This window comes from Leptolyngbya sp. FACHB-711, from assembly GCF_014695615.1.
In the GTDB taxonomy this organism is placed as follows: domain Bacteria; phylum Cyanobacteriota; class Cyanobacteriia; order Elainellales; family Elainellaceae; genus Leptolyngbya_A.
Genome location: NZ_JACJOR010000522.1, coordinates 1 through 18,322 on the forward strand (window position 1 = coordinate 1; position 18,322 = coordinate 18,322).

At 51.3% G+C, this 18,322-nt stretch carries 18 protein-coding genes; 7 read left to right on the top strand and 11 right to left on the bottom strand.

Features of this window, described 5'->3' with window-relative positions; genetic code table 11:
• Window positions 1–289, top strand: a 289-nt coding sequence (locus H6F80_RS25540; RefSeq protein ID WP_242067573.1) for a hypothetical protein, incomplete at its 5' end; no start/stop codon positions are given.
• Here H6F80_RS25540 and H6F80_RS25545 read toward each other — a convergent pair.
• From H6F80_RS25545 to psbX, 3 genes are all read right to left on the bottom strand, one after another.
• Entirely contained in the window at window positions 286–1,770 is a 1,485-nt protein-coding gene (locus H6F80_RS25545; RefSeq protein WP_190794327.1) for a trypsin-like peptidase domain-containing protein, read from the bottom strand. The two genes, H6F80_RS25540 and H6F80_RS25545, sit on opposite strands and share 4 nt — an antisense overlap.
• Before the next feature lie 495 nt (window positions 1,771–2,265).
• The gene (locus tag H6F80_RS25550; RefSeq protein ID WP_190794328.1) at window positions 2,266–3,120 is read right to left on the bottom strand and encodes a Ycf66 family protein; all 855 of its coding nucleotides are present in this window, start codon (window positions 3,118–3,120) and stop codon (window positions 2,266–2,268) included.
• A 455-nt stretch (window positions 3,121–3,575) separates the two neighbouring features.
• Window positions 3,576–3,695, bottom strand: coding sequence for a photosystem II reaction center X protein (psbX, locus tag H6F80_RS25555; protein WP_190794329.1), 120 nt, complete (start codon window positions 3,693–3,695; stop codon window positions 3,576–3,578).
• A 223-nt stretch (window positions 3,696–3,918) separates the two neighbouring features.
• Here psbX and H6F80_RS25560 point away from each other — a divergent pair, with 223 nt between their 5' ends.
• A complete protein-coding gene (locus H6F80_RS25560; RefSeq protein ID WP_190794330.1) occupies window positions 3,919–4,212 on the top strand; it encodes a YggT family protein in 294 nt (97 codons plus the stop codon).
• A 37-nt stretch (window positions 4,213–4,249) separates the two neighbouring features.
• Here H6F80_RS25560 and H6F80_RS25565 read toward each other — a convergent pair whose 3' ends face one another.
• The 4 genes from H6F80_RS25565 to H6F80_RS25580 form a co-directional block, all read right to left on the bottom strand.
• Complete coding sequence (locus tag H6F80_RS25565) at window positions 4,250–5,182, bottom strand: Npun_R2821/Npun_R2822 family protein (RefSeq protein WP_190794331.1); 933 nt, start codon at window positions 5,180–5,182, stop codon at window positions 4,250–4,252.
• Window positions 5,183–5,217: 35 nt separating this feature from the next.
• A complete protein-coding gene (locus tag H6F80_RS25570; protein WP_199296828.1) occupies window positions 5,218–6,246 on the bottom strand; it encodes an Npun_R2821/Npun_R2822 family protein in 1,029 nt (342 codons plus the stop codon).
• Complete coding sequence (locus H6F80_RS25575; RefSeq protein ID WP_190794332.1) at window positions 6,243–7,217, bottom strand: glycosyltransferase family 10 domain-containing protein; 975 nt, start codon at window positions 7,215–7,217, stop codon at window positions 6,243–6,245. Before H6F80_RS25575 ends, H6F80_RS25570 begins: the two co-directional genes overlap by 4 nt.
• Before the next feature lie 65 nt (window positions 7,218–7,282).
• Complete coding sequence (locus tag H6F80_RS25580) at window positions 7,283–8,350, bottom strand: succinate dehydrogenase/fumarate reductase iron-sulfur subunit (protein WP_518523652.1); 1,068 nt, start codon at window positions 8,348–8,350, stop codon at window positions 7,283–7,285.
• A 589-nt stretch (window positions 8,351–8,939) separates the two neighbouring features.
• On the opposite strand from H6F80_RS25580, the gene H6F80_RS25585 reads away from it, so the two are divergent.
• Together H6F80_RS25585 and H6F80_RS25590 are read left to right on the top strand one after the other, a co-directional pair.
• Window positions 8,940–9,335 (top strand): AbrB/MazE/SpoVT family DNA-binding domain-containing protein, encoded by a 396-nt coding sequence (locus H6F80_RS25585; protein ID WP_190794333.1) that lies wholly within the window; start codon window positions 8,940–8,942, stop codon window positions 9,333–9,335.
• A 140-nt stretch (window positions 9,336–9,475) separates the two neighbouring features.
• Window positions 9,476–10,345 carry a CPBP family intramembrane glutamic endopeptidase gene (locus H6F80_RS25590; RefSeq protein ID WP_242067574.1) on the top strand — a complete coding sequence of 290 codons (870 nt, stop codon included), beginning with the start codon at window positions 9,476–9,478 and terminating at the stop codon, window positions 10,343–10,345.
• Here H6F80_RS25590 and cbiE read toward each other — a convergent pair.
• Both cbiE and H6F80_RS25600 read right to left on the bottom strand, forming a co-directional pair.
• Window positions 10,328–11,587, bottom strand: coding sequence for a precorrin-6y C5,15-methyltransferase (decarboxylating) subunit CbiE (gene cbiE, locus H6F80_RS25595; RefSeq protein ID WP_190794335.1), 1,260 nt, complete (start codon window positions 11,585–11,587; stop codon window positions 10,328–10,330). The two genes, H6F80_RS25590 and cbiE, sit on opposite strands and share 18 nt — an antisense overlap.
• Before the next feature lie 27 nt (window positions 11,588–11,614).
• Window positions 11,615–12,349, bottom strand: coding sequence for a phycocyanobilin:ferredoxin oxidoreductase (locus tag H6F80_RS25600; RefSeq protein WP_190794336.1), 735 nt, complete (start codon window positions 12,347–12,349; stop codon window positions 11,615–11,617).
• Window positions 12,350–12,627: 278 nt separating this feature from the next.
• Between H6F80_RS25600 and H6F80_RS25605 the strand changes: the two genes are divergently transcribed.
• Window positions 12,628–13,428: a serine/threonine protein kinase gene (locus H6F80_RS25605; RefSeq protein ID WP_190794337.1), complete on the top strand. Its 801-nt coding sequence runs from the start codon at window positions 12,628–12,630 to the stop codon at window positions 13,426–13,428.
• A gap of 102 nt (window positions 13,429–13,530) precedes the next feature.
• Window positions 13,531–13,707, top strand: coding sequence for a twin-arginine translocase TatA/TatE family subunit (tatA, locus tag H6F80_RS25610; protein ID WP_190794338.1), 177 nt, complete (start codon window positions 13,531–13,533; stop codon window positions 13,705–13,707).
• 211 nt (window positions 13,708–13,918) lie between these two features.
• On the opposite strand, the gene cphA is transcribed toward tatA, so the two are convergent.
• Window positions 13,919–16,633 carry a cyanophycin synthetase gene (gene cphA / locus H6F80_RS25615; protein ID WP_190794339.1) on the bottom strand — a complete coding sequence of 905 codons (2,715 nt, stop codon included), beginning with the start codon at window positions 16,631–16,633 and terminating at the stop codon, window positions 13,919–13,921.
• A gap of 337 nt (window positions 16,634–16,970) precedes the next feature.
• Window positions 16,971–17,789: a cyanophycinase gene (locus tag H6F80_RS25620; RefSeq protein ID WP_199296830.1), complete on the bottom strand. Its 819-nt coding sequence runs from the start codon at window positions 17,787–17,789 to the stop codon at window positions 16,971–16,973.
• Between the two features lie 214 nt (window positions 17,790–18,003).
• Between H6F80_RS25620 and H6F80_RS29480 the strand changes: the two genes are divergently transcribed.
• On the top strand, window positions 18,004–18,322 hold a 319-nt coding region (locus tag H6F80_RS29480; protein ID WP_206755114.1), incomplete at its 3' end, for a hypothetical protein.

Below are 18,322 nucleotides of genomic sequence, written 5' to 3' on the forward strand. Positions count from 1 at the left end.
GGCAAACTTGTCTGAGGGACAGATCATGCGCCTGAATATCCAGGCTGCGTCCCAAAGCACCTTGCTCTCGATCTATTTGCCGAAGCCAACCCGCGAATTGCCCGTTCTTTTGGAAGACTCAACCGATGTAACCTGGACGGGCAATCTACCCCAGTCTGGCTATTACGAGATTGTGATCGTTGCCAGAGGAAAGACTGCGACTGACTATCAGCTCAATCTTGCCATTGACAATGTCACTTCTGCTCCAGTAGAAGCCGCCCGCCCAGAAGCACCCGAAGCGAAAAACTAACGGACTTCCAGGGTGAAAGAACCGCGTCCCGAGCGATCGTAGGAGTTGGCAATAATCCGATAGGTTCCGTTTTCCGGCAGCGTTACCGTTACGGTCGAATTGGTATTCTCCGGCGTGGCATCGTCATTTTGGGCAATGACGCGTTCGCTCGCATCAACCACGATGACATAGGTGTCAAAGTCGGAACTTTCCATCGAAACCGTGATGGACTGCCCCTGCCGCCCCTCAATGCTGTATTCCTGATAGAAACTGCCGTCCGAAGGAAGCACAGGCGAACCTGGACCCAGTGTTCCCTGTTCGCGCAGAAGTGCCTGTCCGCTCTGACGCTGCAAGGTTTGTCCCTGCTGCTGAGGGGTTGATCCTCCCGCCGCCAATCGAATGCTGTAGTCGCCCGTTTCGCCCGCCGCATAGGTGTTTGCCAGCACCGTGTAGATGCCATCTACAGGCAGAGCCGCAGTGACACGTGCATTCGAGCCACCGCCGCTATCATCGTCCTGAGCCACGTTTTGACCATCTGGAGCGAGCAGAATGATAAACGGATCAACCTGGCTGCTGCTCATCTCGATCGTGATGCGATCGCCCTGCCGTCCCTCAAAAGTGTAGGCATCGAAGAAGCTGCGATCAGTCGGCAAAACATTGCTGTCGCGATCGAGCCGCCCACTCACAGGCCTATTCATCGCAATTCGTTCAGCAGTATAGCCTCCTCCCAACAGCGGCGACTGTTGTGCGACACGCGGGGCACTCCCCTCTCTCACCGCAGTTAGAAAAGGCTGGACGCGATCGACCGAGATAGCAAAGCCAATTCCCGTATTATTCGTGCCGTTGCTGCCCGGAGAGAAAATTGCGCTGTTGACTCCGATCAGCTCTGCCTGACCGTTAAGCAATGGTCCACCAGAGTTACCGGGGTTAATTGCCGTATCAGTTTGAATCAAGCCTCGATTGCTGTCAACCCGGCTAACAATTCCTGTAGTGAAGGTTCCCTGAAACTGTCCAAAGGGGTTGCCGATCGCAAAGGCGCGTTGACCCACTGCTACCGATCCTGCAGGCGCGATCCGCACTGTTGGCAGATCATTCTGTCCGTCAATCTTCACAGCTGCTAGATCTAGCCCATTTTCACCAAAGGCGATAACCTCGGCTTCAAATTCTCGCCCGTCTGCCAGCGTCACTGTGACCTTTTCAGATCCGCTGACGACGTGAGCATTCGTTAAAACTAAGCCATCCTGAGAAATTACAATGCCGCTGCCTGTCCCTTCCCCTGCCTTGATCGAGACTACCGCTGGGCTTGCCTGCTGATACACCCGAACATTGACGGTTTCCTCCTGATCCTGGGTTTGCGCCAGCGCAGAGGAGGCATTCGTTTGCCCAAAACGAGCCAGATTTAGCAGTTCTACTGAGCTGACTGCATTCAGCAGATTAAAGCTAAGTGCGGTTCCTAGCACTGCAAAACCAGAAGTTACGGAGCGGAGAAATTTACGATTCATGCTGTCACCACGCGATTGATGAGAGTGAGGAGACGAATAGATTACGATCGAGTCTAAAGGAAATGAATTGCCGCCGTCTTTATGCCATTCACCGTCTTAGCCTTTAAATCCGGTCAAACTGGTGTCTACCCTGCTAGAGAAACGCTTAACAGATTGCTAAAGCGTCATGTGAGATTGGCTGGGAGATTGTCAGATGGATCAGATGGAATTTAAGAAAGGCTCAGATAAAACTCAGGCTGGTTTTGATTTGCAGCGATCGGCGAATCACTGATGATTTCGCTTTATAACTGCTGATGCCCCTCCCCGTTTGTCAATGGCAATGCCCGCTGTCTCAAAGTACCCAGCCAGCTATCCTGATTATTCAGAATAGATCAGCTCACAAAAAATTGGCAGTATGCCCTGGACAGAAAAGGGGATAGAAACTGAATTCCTTCAGATTTCCACCCCCACTGATAAATGATTTGGGAATAATTCGGTTTTTAGAAAGGTAAAGGCTTAAGGCTCATCAGGATAATCAACAGGTTGATAATCTACGTAATCCGAAGAGACATCTGAGGTCGATCGAATCGATTCAGAACTGCGACGACGTGGCGAAGCACTCGAATTCGATCGGGGGCGACGAGAACGGGGCGACTCATCCGTATTGTTGGTGCTGGAATTATAGGTGCTGGAGCTATAGCTGCCGCTTGAGCCATAGTCGCTGTCGTAGCTGGGCGGCTCTACGTTCCGGCTATCTGTATCCCGTCTGCGCGTTGAGGAGCTGTCAAAATCATCATCCCAATCTCGGTTTGTCTGCGATCGATCGGGAGGCAATGGTCGGGCAGCCCGACGACGAGAGCGATCGTCTGCGACATAGCGCTGCGAAGCTGTTCCCCCTGTAGGGTAATCGGAGGTGCGACTCCGGCGGCGATCGTCTGCATAGTCGTCATATTCGTTTCTGGAATCCCGGCTGCCCCGAATCCGACGCGAAGGACTGACTCGGCTGCGTTCGTCGATCGGCGTGAGATCATCCAGTTCAGCCCGATAAACTCGGCTTACTGGACGCTCTTCATCCACAACCGGAGTCGATCGCTTTGCCTGCTCTGTGGCAATGCCGCGCAAACGAACTGCCTCGATCGCAAACCAACCGGCTGCCCCGGTCGAGAGAAACTGGGCAAACTGCAAAATCGGATCAAGCCGCCAGCCCTGAAAGAAGAGAATGCCGCCGCAAAGCAGGGCAATGGCTGCAAAGAAAATATCCTGGTCGCGGGCTAAGGCAGGTCGCATCGTCCGCAGAAAGTATAGTCCGGCTCCTGCAAGAATCAGCGCGATGCCAAGGACGCTAGGCAAGCCGAATCCGACGTTTACCATTTCAGTTCTCCGATGTTATGTCCCTATCTTAGCGACTGTAAATGTAGAATCCGCAACTGCAATCCGGCAAAAGGCATTGCTTTATTGTTCAACCCGATTCGCATACACACGATGCTGAAACAGAATGCTGAAATAAAAATGCCGTAATCTAGCCGTAATCTAAATGACTTGATGCTTAAAAGCCCCGGAATCGCATCATGGACAGACGAACGCTGCCGTCAATGCCACCTCCGAGGCTAATCTAAACGAGAATTGAGGGTCTCAAGCGTTGAGAATGGGAATGAAACGGGCGAAGTTTCAAACCAGATTTATCCTAGCGCAGATAGGAGGGCTTCCCTACCGCAGAAGTACAGATACCGCAGAAGTAGGGAGTAAAAGTACAGCGCGTTAGACCCACAGTACTTTAGACTACAGCACTTAGACGAGAACCTAGACTAGAACGTTAGACCACAACACTACTGACGCTGAATCTTATCTCTTTGGCTAATAAAAACAAGTCCAACCACGATCGGAATGACAACAATGACTACGCCAGCCAAGAGGCTGTAAAGGAAGTTTGCGAGAGAGGGTGTCATAGGGGTTTATCCGTTAAGAATAAGGCTACTGAATTAAATATCTTATCGGTCTGTTTCCCATTTGAGAAGAGTGGCACGATCGCTAATTGCAGGAAAGCGTTGGCAGAATTCAACCAAAAGCAAAGCTGACAGCTTAAAATTCATGCTTGGGGACGATTAAAATATGAGTAGAAAGTTACGAAGCTTAAAAAAATTGCCGCTCATTTCGTGCTGAGAACTGTCTATGACTGCTACCACGATCGCTACCTGGGTTCTTTCACCGTTGCTGGGTCTGCTGATCCTGCTGTTTATTTTCCGCATTGTGTTGACTTGGTATCCGCAGGTTGACCTGACTAAGTTTCCCTTCAATATCATCACCCTGATTACAGAGCCACTGCTGATCCCGCTTCGCAAGCTGATTCCGCCGATGGGAGGCGTTGATATTACGCCTATTCTCTGGGTTGGCATCTTTAGCTTGCTGCGAGAGCTGTTCCTGGGACAGCAAGGCATTTTAACGATGATGAATCGCGGAATTTAGGGCGTAAAGCGCAGGATAGCTCTATTTGTTAACCACTCTATTTGTTAATCAATTGTCCCAGTTTCCGCAGCATTCGCTGAACCGGGCTGGTTTGACTGGTAGGGTGAGCTGAGTATTTTTCATGCAGGGCAGCTTCATCGATCGCTTCATTGAGATAACGGTAGTGCTTCCAGATTTCCCAGTAGGGGCATCCTGGCTGAATCTTAATCCCTGCCCAGTGAAGAAACTGCAGCGATCGCCCCGTCTGTGGATCAAAAAGCTGATAGTTCTTAGAAATAAAATGGGGGCTGCCTGCCCAGTTACCGGGTATGGGTTCATCTTGGTGAGCAAGGTTCAGGCGACGTGAAATTTGCTTTAGCACCAGGTAGTTGAGAATTGGCTGGTCGGAGACCTTGCCGGAGAAATCAAAGTATTCTGGATGAGCAGCACACTCAGCACAGAGCGCGTAAAGGTCTGTTTCAGGCAGTAAATATTTTTTTGCTGCCCAGAATCCGCTATTAAACACGTCTTGCAGCTCGGTTGGGCTAAAGATTCTCTGTTGCTGGACGATTGGTGAAAAGATGTTTTGAATTCCTGAGCGATGCTGGTAGTCGGCGCAGAGGAAGTCATAGCGATCAAAATTGTGCAGCACGTCGATGATTTTCTCAAACACCACAATATCGGTATCGATATAGAGAAATTCGTCGAAGGGTCCGAGCCAGCAGGCCTGCTTTCGCAGCTTATTAGGCTTGTCAAAAAATCGATCGCCAAAAATTTGATGCAGCCGCTGGGAGCAGCGTTCCAGCAGATTGAGATCGGGGAAAAGCTGCACCTGATGCCGTGCCAAAGCCGCCACTACCTGATGGTAGTTTTCGTCGTAGGGAATCAGAACGATCGGCGTGTCTGGATCATGCAGTCTTAGACTATTCAGCAGTGCGATCGACTGATCGAGCACGCGATCGTTGGCGACGATATAAATGCCGCGATTCATAGTAGAAGTCCTCAGTGAATGGCTTGGCGAATGGTTTAGCGCGTCAGTTGCAGTTTTCGGAAAACCCGCTGCATTAAGCCCGGAGGTTGATTGTACAAGCGAGGCTTACCAGTCAGAATCGGACGCTGTTCCGGCTGGTGCAGATAGCGATAGTGCAGAAAAAGATCACGGTAGGGAAACTTGATATTTTCGCCGCGACAGACACGGTTGAATAAAACCGAAGACAGACCGATGTAGTGCAGGTAAGTCAGGCGATTGGCGCGGTCGTACAAAAGCGGGTCTCCCCCCGCAGTTTCTTCGATGAAATGGGGTGAAGTGACACAACAGCCTGTTCGCTGAGCGATCGGCAGCGTCAACGCTAGATTATTGACTGCAAGCTTTGCCTTCATCACCATGTAATTGAGAATCGTCTGATCAGGAGCCATGGGGTATAGCACCGAGGCATCGCCCGATTGCAGTTCGCTCAGCAGCCAATGCAGCATTTCCGGGCTGAAGACGTTTCGTTTGGATGCATAGAAGCCGGAGCAGAAAATTTCCTGCAAGCGATCTGGGTCAAACAGCAGGGCAAGTTGAGGCGCCGCCAGATCATACACATGGCTGGGATCAGTGTACTGGAAGTCATAGACGACCCAATCCGATCGATCGAGCTGAGCAAGGATGTCGTCTAGCGGACTGAGCAGCAGTGTATCTGCATCCATGTAGACAAAGCGATCGAAGGGTCCATCAAAGGCACAGAATCGCCGATGGGTTCCAATGCGGTGATAGTAGTTCGGATCAGGATTGTTCCAGCAGTGGCGAGCGGTAGGGTGAGCGTCCCAGATCTCGCGCACATAGCTGTCCCATTTGGCAATGATTGCCTGGTCTTGAAAGAGCTGTACGTTCGGACGCCGATCGATTTCTGCCGCGATCTGCTCGACCTGATCATCGTAAGGAAACACACAAACGGGCATTTCTGCGCCCATCATGGCTTCAATGCTGTTAAGTAGGGCAATGAGCTGTTCGTAGACGCGATCGTTTGCCAGAGTACAAATGCCGCTTATCGTGCCGTTTATAGTGGCGTTCATGAGTCATTCAGGGGATAGGAATCGACGAAATCAGATAGCCAATTGAGAAGGTTGAGCTTGTGTAGAATCACCTGCCGCGCTTCGGCAATGGCTGATTTTGCGGCATACCAGGCTTCTGGCGATCGAATCACCTCCTGAATATAGGCAATTCCCTTTTCATCGAGGCTCGGCAACCGCAGAAAACTTCCGGGCGGCAATAGGCGATCGGCGGCAGTGCCTCCGTAGTAAATGGGCAGACACCAAGCGAGCAGAGCGTCCCACAGTTTTTCGCTGGCATACCAGCCGTTCTCAGCATAGTTTTCGATCGCCAGGTTGTAATAGTAGGGAGCCATCGCGTGCCATTTATTGGATAATTCGCCCATTGCCTGAGCTTCCGGCGGCAGATTGCGACCGTAGATGTCAACCTGACCGGGGGCGATCGTTTGCAGGTCGTGTAGGAATGCCAGCCGTTTGCGGTGATTTTCGGTGCGATTGATGCCGGAAGTGATCCAGCTACAGGTGCGTGGCTTGGCGGGAGGGGGCATCTGATCGAGTTCACGGAAAGAGTTCGTGTGATACCAGATCGCAGGCATATAGTCTGGTGTAGGAGCCGCCTCGTCGGGAGCCGAGACATAGCCGCAGGTAGACTTCGCCGCCTCATAATTAAGCTGAAGTTGGGACAGTGTTTCTGTCAGGGGCGGTTCGCGGATCAGGGAAATTAGACGAGACGGAGGCAGGGAACGGCGATCGGCATCGGTCAGACTGACGGTTTCGATGCAGCTAGTCGATCGCTGCCAGGGAAAACGTTGCGGTTTCGCCGCTTTGCGGTAAAAGTCGAACTGATACAGCAGCAGAAAGTCAGGACGGGGCGCATTCTTCAGGATTTGGATGTTGCGCCAAACGCCAAATGGCTCTGGGGTTTGATGCCAGAGCCAATCGCTTTGTTTGATATTTTGGTAAGACGATAGCATTCCAATCGTGCATCTGCCCATAAACGAAGAATTTCCGGCTGAACTTCGCTTATCGTTCCCGCAGTTTGGCAGGATGCAACAGGGCGTTAGACCGGTTCAGATTCTTCGATCGCCTGAACTGCTTCGATCAGCGATCGGATTTCGGTTACGCCTTCAGATGGCTCAAAGCCAAGAGGAAACTTGCCGCGTGCCAGCATTCGTAGTCCCAGCGGTCCCAGACTCAGAATGCCTCGCCAGTCACGGAGGGAATTGCCCACGACTCGTATGCCAAATTTGCGCTCGTCAATCCAGCCGCCTTCTTTCACCAGCTCCACCAGCACTTTGCGATGGCGCACCGGGCGACCCGCTTGATCATCCTGGCGATCGAGGATTTCCTGTTTAATTTTGCCGATTTGATCCATCGGAGCGACTTCCATTGGACAAACCGAGTTGCAGTAATAGCAGCGTGTGCAGCCCCATGCGCCCTTTGTGCCTTCGCTGTATTGCTCGATTCGCTCCTCGGTGCGGCTGTCTCTAGAATCTGCTAAGGTCCGGTATGCCTTCGCCAGGGCATGGGGTCCAACAAATTCAGGATTGACCTCACGCGCATTGCATTCGGAATAGCAGGCTCCGCACAGAATGCAGTTGCCCACCTGATTGAGCCGATCGCGCTCTTCTGGCGTTTGCAAAAATTCTCGCTCTGGAACTGCCCGCGCCTCGGTGCTGACGTAGGGATCGACTGCTTGCAGGTTATCCCAGAAACTCTTCATATCCACCACCAGATCTTTGACTACGGGCATATTGCCCATCGGGGCGATCGTGAAGACCGGAATCTCTGAAGTTGAGCTATGCGATAAGCCATTACCTTCAGGATGTTCAGCATGACTGGCGGCAATTGCCTGAAGTCGCGCCGCCTCGCTGCCCACGTTCTCTTTGCAGGCAAGCGCAGAACGTCCGTTAATCCGCATTGAGCAGCTTCCACAAATGGTATTGCGGCAATTTTTGCGGAATGCCAGTGTGCCATCCTGCTCCCATTTGATTCGATTTAAGCAGTCCAAAATTGTGTTTCCCGGCTCGACATCCAGCTCATAGGTTTGGATCTGCGGGAGACTATCAGAGGTTTGCCGAACTACTTTAAAAATAACTTGCATATAAATATCGATCGAATTCGCCATCCACTCTCCCAGTCTAAGCCGTTTTTTTCAGTTGTTGGGTATTGCTGCAGGATTCCAGGTGATTCGTTTGCTGCGATTCCTACTGCCACAAATTCGGCAAGAAAAAAGTAGGCTTTGGTTGAGAATAACAAAGTTTTTTAACTGAGGCTTGTACTGCAACCTCTGTTGAGTCTTTGAGTGGGATTTGTTGCCGCTGAGGGCGATCGTGAGCAATAAACTCTAAAAAACGTATTGTGAAGACCGATTGTCGATCGGGATGACCGGAACAATCAGACGGCAAACAGAATAATCCTGATAGGGTCGAAGTCCTTTGCTTTCGCTATTGATTAACAGAGCGATTCATTGCACCTGAGTTGCCAAAGCAAATATTTTTAACGATCTCTTCAATTCAGGTTTAGAGCAAATAAAGCTTCAGTCAATCCTGGAATTTGAAGCGACAATGCGAACCAGTTTTTCCTGAGAGATTGATGATCCGACGGGGGAATTTTAGCGTTATATTCGTTATAGATGAAGGTAAATTACCTTCGCAGATAGCAGATTTGGTAGCAGGTTTCTGCCCTGGAAATTGCAAGGAAGTTTGGGAAGAGCAATGAACGATATTTCACCGACCCCCCTAACCGGAAAAGCCCTACTTCAAAAAGTAAAAGAACTTTCACACTTGCCCCGTCGGGAAAAGGCAAAACGATGCGGCTACTACACGGTCGGCAGAAATAGCCAAACGCGGGTCAATCTGGCTGATTTTTTTGAGGCTTTGCTGGAAGCGAAAGGAACCACGCTCGATGCAGAAGGCACAAAAGATGGACGCGGTCGAGAGCCAACTTATCGTGTGAGTGTGCATAAAAATGGTCAGATCGTGATTGGCTCGACCTATACGGAAAAGATGGGATTGAAGCCTGGGGACGAGTTTGAAATCAAGCTAGGCTATAAGCACATTCATCTGATTCAGGTAAGCAGTGCAGACGAAGATTCTGAGGATGAGGAATAAAGAGGAGTAACTCAGTAAGACGATCGATTACCCCCGGCGGGAACTGCTTCGCATCGGCTTAGGAGAAACTCTTTTTGTGGTTCGTCCCCGATTTCAAATCTTTGTCTGAAACGTCCTTGATTCTATCCCTTAATAGCTGCTTGCTCTTAGCTCAATCCTTTTGGCTCAATGCGATCGCAGTTTTGCGAGTATTGGTGTTTTTTGTGCTTTGGCTAGTTTGCTGGCTGCCGATCGCCCTCCCGATCGCCAAAGCTGTGAAATGGCGATTTCCTCAGCCCATTTCTCCAGCTCAAAAACTGCCGCTGCTTGCCTCGCTTTATGCGTTAGCTCCACTTGTTTTGTGGGGAATTGTTGCGCTTGAAGGAAAAGGATTTAAAGATTATGGCTTGCCCTGGCAGAGCGATTTGCTGCGATCGTTTGGCGGAGGATTAGCGTTTGGTAGTCTAGGCTTGCTCAGCCTGTTTCTGCTGGAGTGGCGATTGGGCTGGGTAAAACGGCAACTGCCTCCCACTGAGTCTTCATTAGCAACAGAATCAACGGAAACGATTACGGCTCAATCTCCCGTTCCAGTTCTCCCAACCCTGCTCACCACCTTGCTGATTGGAACCTGGATTAGCCTGACCGAGGAACTCATTTTTCGCGGATTTCTGCTGACGACGCTGCAAAGTGATTTTGTGCCTTGGGTCGCAGCAACGATTGCCAGCTTAATTTTCGCCGTGCTGCATCTTGTCTGGGAAGGCAAAGAGAACCTGCCCCAGCTCCCTGGACTCTTTTTGATGGGACTGGTGCTAGTGCTGGCGCGATCGGTCGATCGGGGCAATCTGGGGCTTGCCTGGGGACTCCATGCGGGCTGGATTTGGGTCATGGCAAGCCTGGACACGCTGGGAGCGATTCACTATCAAGGCCGGGTCGGTGAATGGGCGACGGGCATTGGCAATAAACCGCTGGCAGGTGCGATGGGGCTGCTATTCCTGCTGGCGACAGGCGGAATTTTAGGCTTGGCGTTCTAGCGTCAGCAGCGTGACAGGATTAAGCGGTGTGAATCGGGTCAGGTCTGCGATGGGAGTCGATCGCGCCAGATTGATTTGCAGCAGTCGATGATTCCAGCCTGTTTGCTCCTGAAGCCAGAACAGCGATCGGGTCAGATTTTCCAGCGTCGCCATTGCCAGCACGATCGTTCCATTTGGAGCAAGCCGTTGACTGCACTGATGCAAAATTTCTGCAAGCTGACCGCTGCTACCACCAATGAACACGCGATCGGGCGCGGGTAGTTCTTCCAGCCGATCGGGGGCTTTGGCATGAACGGGAATGACTTTAACGCCAAATCGGGCTGCGTTTTGCTCGATCAGGTTAATTCCGGCGGCAGTTTGCTCGATCGCATAAACCTGACTATCGGGATAAAGCCGCGCCATTTCGATCGCAACGGAGCCTGTGCCTGCACCAATATCCCAAATGACGGAACGCTTAGACGGAGGCAGACTCAATTCTCCCAGGATGAGGATTCTGACTTCGCGCTTAGTCATCAATCCCGGACGATCGGAAAAGCTGAGAAACAGATGATCCGGCAGGCCGAAAGCAGGCAGGGTTGCCAGATCCGGCGAGTCAGCCTCAGACGATCGATGCAGAATCACTACATTTAAAGAGGCAAACGATCGATCGTGCAGTTCTTCAGGCGAAAAGCAATTGACCTGTTCATCCGTCCCGCCCAGATTTTCACATACCCAGACTTGGTAGGCGAGCGGTAAATCAAGCCCCTGTACATGCCGCGCAATCGCAGCAGGCGTATTCGTGGAATCGGTGAGTACGGCGATCGTTTCAGTTCCCTGTTGCAGTACCCGCGTCAGCTCCTCTAGCGAGCGACCGTGGGCACTAATTAGCGCAGCCCCCTGCCAAGGCAGTTTCACCCGGCTAAAGGCAAGCTGAACCGAACTGAGATGGGGATGAAACATGAGGCGATCGGGCGGCAATTCTGCTAGCAGCAGCCGACCCAAGCCAAAAAAGAGCGGATCACCAGAAGTTAAAACAACCGTGCCGGATTCCTCCTGCGGGTTTAAATCCTGATTTAATCGATCGCGAATCGCTTGAATTGCCGTACGAAAATTACCTAGCACGAGGCGATCGGCAGGATGATCCGCAAAATAATCGAGATGACGAGCACTGCCAACCAGCAGTGTGGCGCGATCGACCACTTGGCGTACCGATTCCGCCAGCCCAGATGTGCCATCCAGACCAATTCCGACAACGTGAATCATTGAATTGTCTCAGAGCATTCTCTTGGGTCAAACGGTCGGCATATCAAACAGCACCGTGGTCATGTATCGCTCTGCCCAGGCTTCTCCAAAGGCTTTTTCCAGGACGCGGCGGGTTTTATCGTTTTGCTGCTGCTGGGTGCAGTAATGGCGTTGTCCTGCCATAATTTCGTCGCGGCGATCGGGGGTGGGCTGCGTTGCGGTTGCCTGCTGACAGTGAATTTTGAGGAAGTCTGTCACCCGTGCAAGAAACTGCGCTTCTTCGGCTTCATTGACCGGACGAATCAGCAAACAGAACTCAGAAAAAATCGTGCCCCACTCCGGCAAACCGCGAGACTGGGAAAACTCAAGCGTCGGTAGAGCAGCGAGATTGGTTTGATAGTTTTCCGGCAGCGATCGATTGGTTCCCACTGGCGACAGATCGGCAATCGCCATACTGATTTGTCCCCGTCCGCTCACCAAGTCGCAGCCAAACATCGGTAGGGCATATTCCGGGCGCGGAAACATAACGCAGTGCAAAATATCGAGCGAGTTACCGATTTTTGCTAGTTCCATGTGCAGCTTCCGGAACTGCGGCGTTTGATAGCAGCGATTCTCGATCGTCAGCTTTTCACCTTCTAGTCGTCCCTCCACATAGCCTAAATCTTCGGGCAAATGATAGGGCGACAAATCCAGGAATTGCTGCCAGGTTGAATCGATCGCATCGGCAAGATGACGAATGAGCGAATGCTGCTGCTCACGGATTGAAACGGCGGAGGAAGACATAGAAAATTGCAGGTTGTATTAATACATGAATTCAAAAGTGAACCCCTTCGGGCGGCTTTCAAACGCCAATTTCTCAGCATATCGCAGAAGCGATTTATCCCCCTGAATTGATATGAATTTACAACAGAGCGCATTTTCTCACAGAAGATTCTTCCAGCCCCAAAGCAGGATTCGATCGCCCTACAGCAAACCAGTCAATTAAACCAGGCAATTAGGCAGGCTCTAAATTAAGAGTATATTCAGAGAAATTACACTTACAGCCAGTATCAGGGAATGCTATGGCGGATCAGATTCTAGGCGACCGATACGAAGTCGAACAGCAGCTAGGCGAAAAATCGGGGCGACGGACACTGCTCGCGCAGGATTTGCAGACCCAAACTCCTGTAATTCTGAAGCTGATTGTTCGGGATGCAGAGGTGCTGAGCAGCGATCTGACTCTGTTTCAGCATGAAATTGAGGTACTGAAGACTCTGAACCATCCGGCAACCTCGCACTATTTCGGTTCCTTCGAAATTGAGTTACTTGAAGAAGGAAAAGCCTTTGTGCTGGTGCGGAGCTACGTCGAAGGAACCTCGCTTTTTCAATATCTTCAGCAGGGCATCCGCCTGACCGAAGCCGAAGCGCAGCAGCTTGGAAAAGCAGTTTTGGAGATTTTGTGCGATCTGCATCAGCATCAGCCGCCCATTATTCATCGCGGTATCAACCCCGGTAATATTCTGCTGGCTAGCCCGCCGCAGACAATGATCGATCGCGTTTCTCTGGTCGATTTTGGCTTGATTAAATCACTTAGTCCCTACGATGAAACAACGGCGAGTATGGTAGGAACCGATGGCTACACGCCGCCTGAGCAAATGGGCAGAAGGGCAGTGCAAGCCTCTGACTTATACAGTCTGGGAATCACCCTGATCACGGCAATGACCAGTATCGACCCGGTTGAACTGCCGCGAAACGGGATGCGAATTGATATTGCGAAAGTATTAAGTGGTCATCCCAAATTCCTAGAGTGGCTCCAGAACATGACCGCACCCGAACTGAGCGATCGATTTCCTGCCGTAGAAGCCGCCCTTGCTGCCCTCTAGCCGATAGCCTGAGCAAATGCCGATTTTCTGCCAATCTGACCCAATCTAACAAGGGGCATCAAGCCCTATAGTGATGGAAAGGACTCGTAACGAGGTAACTTCATGTTCGGTTTAGGTTGGCCCGAAGTGGGCATTATTGCGATCGCCGCCGTTTTAATTTTTGGACCTAAGAAAATTCCTGAATTGGGCAGTGCCTTAGGGAAAACGCTGCGTGGCTTTAAGGAAGAAGTGAAAAAGCCGTCGGAGGAGACTGAAATTCAGGATCTCGATGCGGAATAAGTTCGCCTTTCCTGAGAAAACGAACCCGATTAAAACAATTCAAGACACCAAAAAACGGATGGGATGATTCCTACCCGTTGCGGTCGCTTTATTTTCTACACTTAGTTTCCTGCGAAGCAAAGAAAGGGAAAAGATTTAGAAAGTCTGAGGTAAGTTGCAAGGCGATTGAGATTTCCCTAAATCTCCCTTCTCAAAAGAGTGTCTAGACGTGCTATTGCTTGTTGACTGCAGACTGAACATAGGTTGCCGAAATTGGCGTAGTGACGATCGAACTGGGCACTGCTGGAGCAGATTGCTTCGGAACCGTCATTTCTGCCTGGGGATGACGACTTTGAATCAGGTTGATAGCACGACTGACACTTTCCGGCAGAATCACCACCAGCGCACCGTCGGTCGCCTGACTCAAGGCAGTTTCTAGTGCCTCTGATTCTTTCAGAATGATGTTGTAGGGAACTGACCGCCCTGCGGACTGAATTCCCTGCACGATCAGGGCTGCCACTTCACCCTCCGATCGTCCCCGGCGATCCTCATCTTCTTTAACAATAATGCGATCGAACATTCCGGCAGAAAGTTTGCCTAGCAGAACGAAGTCTTCATTGCGACGATCGCCTGGTGCACCCACGACTCCAACTTTTTCGCCTGACCAGTTGCGAACAAAGCCACCCAACGCCTCGTAGCTGTGGGGATTGTGGGCATAGTCCACCATTGCGTGAAACTTGCCCAGATTAAAGAGGTTCATTCGTCCGGGGGTTTGGCTTGCCGATGCCTTGAAGCTGAGCAGAGCTGCCCGCAGGTGCTCGATCCGAATGCCGTGAGCAAATGCCGCTAAACTTGCCGCGAGTGCATTGGCAATCATGAACGGCGCACGTCCGCCCATTGTTAGCGGCACATTCACCGCCTGCTCGATTCGCAGCGTCCAGTCACCCTTCAAAATCGACAGATAGCCGTTTTCATAAACTGCCGCCAAGCCACCCTGCTGCGTGTGCGTTTGAATCAGCTCGTTATCAGGATTCATCGAGAAATAGGCAACCTGTGCCTTTACCCGCGCCGCCATTTCCGCCACCCGCGGATCATCTGCGTTTAGAATCGCGTATCCATTGGGACGGGCAGTTTCTGGCAGCACGCTCTTGAGATGTGCCAGGTCGCCTACGGTTTCGATATCACCAATGCCCAGGTGATCGGCTGCTACATTCAGCACGACTGCAATATCACACTCGCTAAAGCCCAGACCCGATCGCAGCATCCCGCCCCGCGCCGTTTCCAGTACTGCCACCTCAACCGTGGGATCTTGCAAAATCACCTGGGCACTTTGCGGTCCCGTGGTGTCGCCCTGCTCAACCAGATAATCGCCGATGTAAATGCCGTCGGTTGTCGTATAACCCACCATCTGCCCGGTTTGCCGCACGATATGGGCCAGTAATCGAGTCGTGGTTGTTTTGCCGTTTGTACCTGTGACTGCCAGAATCGGAATCCGAGAAGGGGTTCCCGGCGGAAACAGCATATCCAGCACAGGCTCAGCCACATTGCGCGGAATTCCCTCACTGGGGCAGAAGTGCATCCGAAAACCGGGAGCTGCATTCACTTCGACAATCACGCCATCCATTTCGCGCAGCGGACGGGAGATATCCGACGTAACCACATCGATTCCGGCAATATCCAGCCCGATAATTTTGGCAACGCGCTGAGCAATCCAGACGTTTTCGGGGTGGATTTCATCGGTCCGATCGATCGCAATGCCGCCTGTACTCAAGTTTGCCGTTGCTCGCAAATAGCAGATTTCGTTTCCAGGCAAGACTGTATCCAGATCATAGCCCTGTCGCTCTAGCAGTTCCCAGGAGGTGCGATCAAGTTCGATGCGGGTCAGGATGTTGTCGTGCCCCACGCCGCGCCGGGGATCGCGATTGGTTGCTTCGATCAGTTCGGCGATCGTCGATTGACCGTCTCCTACTACGTGTGCCGGAACCCGCTCCGCAACTGCGACAACTCTGCCATTCACCACCAGGACTCGATGGTCACGCCCGACATAGTACCGCTCCACAATCACGCCTTTGGCAACCGCTTTAGCAGCGTCATAGGCTTCTTCCGCCAACTGCCAGTCCGTGATGTTGATCGTAATACCGCGCCCGTGGTTGCCGTCTAGAGGCTTGATCACGATCGGGAAGCCGCCCACATCCTCGATCGCCTGCTCCAGCTCATCCAGATAGTAAATTACCGTACCGCGAGGGACAGGCACCCCCGCATCGCGCAAAATCTGCTTTGTGCCTTCCTTATCGGACGCTAGCTCAACGCCCAAAATTCCAGTCTGGCTGCTGAGGGTTGCCTGAATTCGCTTTTGGTGCGCCCCGTAACCAAACTGAATCATGGCTCTCGTATTAAGCGACAGCCAAGGAATACCTCTTGCCTCGGCTTCTCGCACAATATTTTCCGTACTGGGACCGAGAGAAGCCTGAGTCGCAAAATCACGCAGGTCGGCGATATCCTGTTCCAGCTCTTCTTGCGGATAATGCCCGCTGCTGATAATGCTTTGACAGAGCCGTAGGGCTGCCCTTGCTGCATAGCGACCCGCCTGCTCATCGACATATTCAAACACGACCTGGTACACCCCTGGTGTTGCTGTTTCGCGGGTGCGTCCAAAGCCAACAGGCATGCATGCAAGCGTCTGCAATTCCAGGGCGATGTGCTCAATGATATGCCCCATCATTGTGCCTTCCTGCACCCGGCTTAAAAAGCCACCGCGACAGCCTGGAGAACAAAAATGCTCGACCAGACTGGGTAAAGCGGCAACCAAGCCTTCATAAAATCCAGGAATTTGATTCGATGGAGTTTCTGCCAGCTCCTCAAGATCAAGACGGACAACAATGAGCTTTTTATAACGAATACTCCAGTAGTTAGGACCGCGAAGCGTCTGGGTTTTGAGGATCTTCATAACTGGCTGATGTCAATAAAATTTGGGGCGGGTGATGCAGATCTAGTCTTGTGCCTTAAGGAGCGGTAAAATGTCCACGCTGAACATTTTGATTGATCTAGCTGGTCTATCTAGCTGGTCTATTTAATGGATTAACAAGATTCAGTTTTAATCAGCAGTGTAACGATTTAATGTTGTCTTTATCACAAGATATTTTTCAAGCTACCTTGAATACGCTTTAAATTCACTCCTTCGGGGGTTGCATTCCAATCTTTATTAGTTCCCAAAGATTGTCTTTGGATGTAGAAGAACAAGGGTAAAAAGCTCTGCAACCTGCCCGATCGCGTTTACAAGTCCTCTAGCGACCTGAGGAGACAACCTGCCGCTTGTAGATATCAAATCGATCACCGTGCGTGAGAATGTGGAGCCGCAGATTATGAATACTAATTGGCTCTGTATCAGTCACATGGGCATAGTTTGTGTGGGATACCTGGCCCGGATCAACCACTGTAACGGCTCCCTTACCAATTACCTGAAAAACGCCATCCTGTTCAAACATGGCGCAGGTGTCTTCATCGATGCCAATACCAAGCTTGTCAGTGTGGGCAGCAACGGCACTCAGGAGCCGTCCCATGCGATTGCGGTTATGAAAGTGCTGATCGACCAGAACTTCTGGAATAATGCCCAGCCCGATCGTCATATCAACCAGGGAGTGATTGGGCGATTCACCACTGCCGCCACCTGCGATCATCTGCTGCCCCATGACTGCCGCGCCTGCACTGGTTCCGGCAAGGGTAATTTCGCCGAGCTGTGCCCGCATTCGCACCCGCTCCATAATTAGCGTGTCTGACAGCAGTTCACAAAGGCGAAGCTGGTCGCCGCCCGTCATGAAAACACCCGTACAGTCCTCAACGTATGCCTGCCAGCTTGGATTGGCTGCGTTGTCTCGATCGCGAATGTCAATCACCTCGATCGCCTTGGCGCCCATTTCCTCAAAAATTTCGTGATAGCGACTGCCGATCGCCGCTGGCTCTCGCGACGCACACGGAATAATCGCAATCTTGGCATTCGTGCCGCCAGAGCGTTGAAAAAACGTTTGCAGGATTTGTCGTCCGTGAATTTTGTCTTCTGCTCCGCCAATCACCATCACGGCGGTTGTGTTCTTCGACTGAGGCATCCTTGGTCGCAGGAGTTGAGGGTTTAATTGCAGCATCTTATCGCTTCTGGACATCCAGTAGGTCAATCGATCCAGTAAGTTGACGAACGAGATGCTGGGCTGATTCATCCGGGTTGACTGCTCATTTAAACCAGCTCTGGATTCGAGCTTTAGCTTCCAGAGGCGATAGGCGACAATTCGCTAAATGATTTTTAAACGGTCGGATACAAACGCTTTGAATGCTCTCAATCAAAAAACTACTGGGCTGGGCGAACAATATTTTAATTTAGTATTTCACATTCTTGAACAAATCACTGGCATCCCCAATGGCTTTTATCGAAACTCTCAATCGCACTCTATTACCGCTTTCCTGATTAGCAGCGGCTTAAGCCGAAGCTTGCCTACGCTAGAAGTTCACAGGCCCATGACACAGACCTATGACAAACTTATAATTACAGCACAATTATTGAGATTCTTTAAGAAAATGCTTGAGGAATCATCGCTGTGCTCTGAACCGCTCCCCTACCATCCAGCCATGCTCACCCAACCTACCC